Origin of the sequence: Leeuwenhoekiella aestuarii (assembly GCF_004104055.1) — a bacterium.
GTDB classification, from domain to species: domain Bacteria; phylum Bacteroidota; class Bacteroidia; order Flavobacteriales; family Flavobacteriaceae; genus Leeuwenhoekiella; species Leeuwenhoekiella aestuarii.
The window spans coordinates 1-5,682 of the sequence record NZ_QOVJ01000021.1 but is presented as its reverse complement, the minus strand read 5'-3'; the positions used below and the strand labels follow the sequence as shown (position 1 = coordinate 5,682).

At 32.4% G+C, this 5,682-nt stretch carries 2 protein-coding genes; one reads left to right on the top strand and one right to left on the bottom strand.

The genetic code is table 11. From position 1 onward, the window contains the following. Window positions 1-226: 226 nt before the first annotated feature. Window positions 227-1,447 (bottom strand): site-specific integrase, encoded by a 1,221-nt coding sequence (locus DSM03_RS18835; RefSeq protein WP_128761302.1) that lies wholly within the window; start codon window positions 1,445-1,447, stop codon window positions 227-229. 1,000 nt (window positions 1,448-2,447) lie between these two features. Here DSM03_RS18835 and DSM03_RS18830 point away from each other — a divergent pair. Beyond that, the coding region (locus DSM03_RS18830) for an RHS repeat domain-containing protein (RefSeq protein WP_161568076.1) at window positions 2,448-5,682 on the top strand (3,235 nt) is incomplete at its 3' end.

Sequence of the window (5,682 nt, the reverse complement as noted above, 5' to 3'; positions counted from 1 at the left end):
TTGTAGTTACAGATTTTAGCAAAGGATAAGTATGTCTCAAATTTAATGTTGAAAAGAGTTGTTTTTTACCTCAGTTCTTCTTAAAATCAAAAAAATGGAAGATGGATAATTGGCAAATAATAGCTCAAATCTATGCCAAAAATGATTTTAATTTAAAAGAGCCGACTTTGAGGAGTCCAATTTTTGACTATGTTCAAAAATTAGAGCCAAAACATAAATGGGATGACTAGACTTTAGATTTGAACTTATCTTTCAAAACAGACATATCCCGGGAAACTTTCATATCTAAAATCTTAGCATAATGTTGAGTTGTTTTAAGATTGGTATGACCAAGCATTTTACTTACAGATTCAATTGGGACACCATTACTAAGGGTAACCGTTGTTGCGAAAGTATGACGTGCCAAATGAAAAGTTAGGTTTTTAGGTATACCTGCCAATGTTGCAATTTCTTTGATATATGCATTCATTTTTTGATTACTTAAAACGGGGAGTACTAGATTTCTATCTTTCAGCAGCTCGTTTTCTTTGTATTTTTCAATAATTGTTTTAGCAATAGGTAAAATCGGGATATTGCTTCTAGTGTCAGTTTTAGAGCGCTTTGTTTTTATCCATTCCTCACCATCTACTCCTATGCTAATATCGCCTCTATTCAGCTTTTTCACATCGGCGTACGCTAGCCCTGTAAAACAGCAAAAGATAAAAATATCACGTACCTGATCAAGCCGTTCCATTTTCAAGTCGAGATTGATGATTTTTTGAATTTCTTCTTCAGTCAGAAATTCACGTTCCACAATTTTGAGCTTCGCCTTCCAGTGCAAAAAGGGGTCTTTATCAATCCAGTCATTTGCGTGTGCAATACGAATAATTTTTTTGAAATTGGTGATATACTTTATAGCTGAGTTGTGCGCACACTTACGGGTTGTTTTCAAGTAGTATTCTAGACCCGTGATGAACTTATGATCTACATCTTGAACGGGAATATCATTTCTCTGATATTTCTGCTTAATGTAAGCCTCCACGTGTTTTTTACAGGTTCGATAGCGCTCTGCAGTTCCGGCGGCGAAATCTTTGCCTATAAGACTTTCTACTTTGTCATTGTGCTCTTGGAAAATCTCGAGTAGTTTTTTTTGGGTTTTATCTTTTCCAATTAGAACATCTCTAATATCAAATGCAGAATAAGAACTATTTTCTCTCTCAAAGTTCTGTTGAATTGAGTAAACCTTATTTTTCATAACACTAAGATGTCGATTAATTTCTTGAGCTTCTGCAGAGTTGCCTAAAACAAGTTGAGTTTTTGAATTCCAATAATTAGGGTGGACCTTTCGGTGGACGCTGAATTCACAACGACGTCCGTCGAGTGTGATTCTAAGGAAGATTGAGGTTTTTCCTAAGGAATTTACTTTACTTTTTTTTATGAAAAATAGAAGTGAAAGAGACAAAGACATATCTTTTGAGTATTGATTTGCTTCAATTTACTCAATTTTATTTAAACAAAATAAAAGATTAAGTGCTTTATATACAGCGTGTTGTGATGCTCTGGTGGACCCTTTTAAAATTGAAAAAGGTCCACCGAATTAGCCCCTTTTTGTTTGATATTATTTGATGTCAAATGAAATCAATAAAAATAAAAAACCCTGTAAATCAGATATTTACAGGGTTTTTGTTGCCTATTTTAGGTCTTTTAGCGGAGAAAGAGGAACTATCTAAAATTACTTATGCTTTTGAAAATAAATAGTTTATATTTTTTAAAAATATTTCAGCACCGAATTTAGCACTTCTTTTCTAAGTAGATTCAATAGATACGTTTTATTGTGACTTTGCCCTTATATCATTTGAACTAACGAATGAAAAAAATATTTTTTAATTCTAAATATTTCATTTTTCACGAAAATTAAAGTTCAAATATGACAACGTATTTTATGCTACTGTCTGCTGATGAAATGCGGCCAAGCATTTTTTAACTAACAACACTGCGCTTACTCTAACTGTAAATACTACCAAATCTTCTTTGAAATTATCGTAAAAACTTAAAAGTAGTTTAACTAGGAGATATTATCTAAAGTTCGATACTAAAGTAACTACTGGAGAGTAAGAAAATTCATTTATAAAGGCGCGTGCTTTATTTAGTTTAAAAAGGTATAATTTATTACTTATACCGATGGCAGCAAAAATTACAACACAAAAATCACAAACAGAGAATAACCATAAAGTTTACAAAACTATACGGAAGCCGATTTTGAATTGAATTTTGAAACATTTAATAAAGGAGGATACCTTTTCCAACACTATCAGATTTTAAATCTCGATAAATCGTTTCTTTTGACCATTTATAAATAAGTATTAGTCTTAATTTATGAATTAAGACTATATAATTTTTAAGCATAGCCTTTAAAAGACTAAAATTGAATAAGCTTTAAGATTTAGAATAATAAATATTTACAAACAATGAATATTAGGCTAAAAAGTATTGCGCTATTTAGTGTTTTAATTTTTTTAAGTAAACTTAATGCACAGAATAACAACGATATTACTTCACTAAATCCTACTTTAGAAAATTATATTCCAAATTCTCCAGAGGTAGCAGCATTAAATAAGTTTGGGGAGTATCCTGTAAGTGAAGCTACGGGGGTTCCAGCCGTGAATATTCCAGTTTATTCATATTCAGGAAACAATAACGGACTTTCTTTGAATATTTCACTGGATTATCATTTGGGTGGTATTAAATTGAATGAAAGGACTTCCAGAGAGGGTCTGGGTTGGGTTCTTAATGCTGGAGGTGTAATTTCAAGAAGTGTAAGAGGAACATACGATGAATTAAGCGGCCTTGGGTTTATAAATCATTCCTTACCACAGACATCAGACGATGGGAATACACCTAGCAGTGTAGATCTTCGTCCGTTTAATAGGATGTATGCGAATGTTCAGGATAGTCAGGCTGATATATTCAATTATAATTTTGGTGGTCAAAGTGGAAAATTTATATTGGGTAGAAACGGAGATATTTTATTGTTAAATCAAAAAAAGATTAAAATAGAGAAGTTTTATGGACAAATAAGTCCGGTTGCTAGTTTCCAAAATGGTATAAATAAGTTTATAATAACGGATGAAAAAGGAGTTAAATATCATTTTGATAAAGTTGAGACTACTGTAACAACCCCTTATGATCAACCGAACAATAAGTTTGCTTCTTCCTGGTTTTTGTCAAAAATTGAATCATTTAAATCACCTGGAAAGTTTATAACTTTTCAATATGAACCTGAGTACTTTAATGCTTATAATATATCTTATTCAAATACGCGATATTCTAGAATCGATAAGCAAGGTGGTGAACGAGTATTAAGTAATAGTAGTTCTATGGATATTATGTCTTGGAGAATAAAGAAAATCTCTTTCCCTAATAACGTAGCTGTTAATTTTCAATACTCTACAACATCTACGAGTTTTGGCCATTTAGATAGGATTACTGTTGAAGATAACAAAAGTAATAATAGAGGATTTATATTGGGACACGACCAATCCTTAAACAGACTGACTTTAAAGAGTATTACTCCATTTTCAGATAATCCATTTGTAACGGAAAGACCCTATAAATTTGAATATGTTGGAAGTTTGCCAAATATGTACACAGGTTTACCCGATCATTGGGGGTATTATACGGGAAGGACAGATGTATTAGTTCCACATGAAATATTTCCAAATGGTTTAGGACATGGAATATTTGAACTACCAGGTAGTAATCGTGATACAGATAGCTTATATGTGAAATATGGTAGCTTAAAAAAAATAGAATACCCTACAGGAGGTTCTACTATTTTTGATATGGAGGCTAATCAAGCTGATGATCCGAGGCTAGATGTTGAATTTACATCTTCTCAATATCAAGAATCAGAGATTTTAGTGAATAGTATTAGTCAAACTGTAGATAGTAACGTGTCTTTCGGAACAAATGTAGAAAGTTTTCAATTTAGTGGTGAAGATAATATAGCACATAAAATCAAAATTAATGTAGGCGCTGGCTATCAGGCCGCTAATTTTAATCCTACAGTAACCTTTGAATTGCATAGCAGCACAAATTTTTATGCTCCTCCAATTGTCCGAAAAGTGATTAATTTAGATCAGTATGGAGGTCAGATAGAGTTTCAGACAGCGCAGTTAAATCCAGGGCAGACCTATTATATTCACCTTTACACCCATTCACAAATGAGTAATTACTATGCATATGTAAATACTTCTATCTCAATACTTGGTGATGTAGAAACAGTACATACCTACAAACATAAGCAGTTTTATGCCGGAGGATTAAGAGTAAAGAGAATAATAAACTATGATAAGAATCAAGTCGCCAATGTCAAGAGATATTCTTACTTAATGCCAGACAATTCTTCTTCAGGATCCTTAGGAGTATATCCTAAGTACAGTTACACCGTTTATTATGAGAATCGAGAAGCTTCTGATAGATATGGAGGTTATATGTATCCTGCTCCAGAAAGATATTTAGGGTTAAGTGATAATGTAATAATTCGACAATCCAATCCAGTTCAAGATTTAGGATATAGTAACGGTAGCCCTGTTATTTATAAGCGTGTACTAATTGAAACTAAATCTGGGAATAATTCTTTAGGGAAAGAAATTAAATATTTTACAAATTTTAATGATTCTCCGGCATATATCGATCAATTTTTACCTTATACACCTACTGTTGTTGATGATTGGAAATATGGGCTTCTTACAAAAGATAGTATTTTTGATAGTTCAAATAATTTAATAAAAACACTCGAAAATACTTATCAATATAGTCAAGATAAATATTACCAAAATTCAAGTAGGTTTGAAAATTTCAGATCAGTTTCAATACTTCCAGTTATTTTTTATACTGGAACTTATCACCCAAATCCAACTGAAATACCTCCATTAGGTACTCCATTATATTTTTTGTCAGAAAGCTATTACCCTTCATCAGGTAGAGCCGATCTAAAAAGTACTAAGACCACGATGTATTTTAACAGTGGTAAAAAAGTAGAAGAAATGGAATCATATATTTATGATCCAACTTTTTTTAAACCTAAAACTATTATTACGAGTACCAGTGACAATAAAGAAATTGTAAAAGAATTTAAATATTCATTCAACCTGCTTAGCTCAGCGCCTTTTCAGTATTTGTATAATAAAAATGACGTAACCTCTATTCTTCAAAGTAAAACAACATCAAATACTACAGCTTCTATAGAACGTCATAATGAGTATGATTTTTTTAATACTATAGCAAGATTAAAAGTTCTAAAGTCAAAAAAATCTTCCAATGATTTTGAAAATAGAATAATTTATCATTCATACGACAATCACGGTAATCCATTAGAGGTAAGTAAGGATGAAGGCTCTCATATTAGCTACTTATGGGGTTATAGTGGTGAATATATTGTAGCCAAGATTGAGAATGCTACTCAGGCCGAGGTTACGGCTACAGGAGTGAATCAAGCTATTCTTACCAACCCTTCTAGTACGAATGCTCAGCGTACCACCGAGCTCAATAAAGTGAGAAACGGACTTCCCAACGCTATGGTCACCACCTATGAGTATGAGCCTTTGGTGGGAGTAACTAAGATTACCGATCCTCGTGGTCAGGAGATGACCTATGAGTATGATGATTTCAATCGACTTAAGACGGTTTTGGATGATGAGA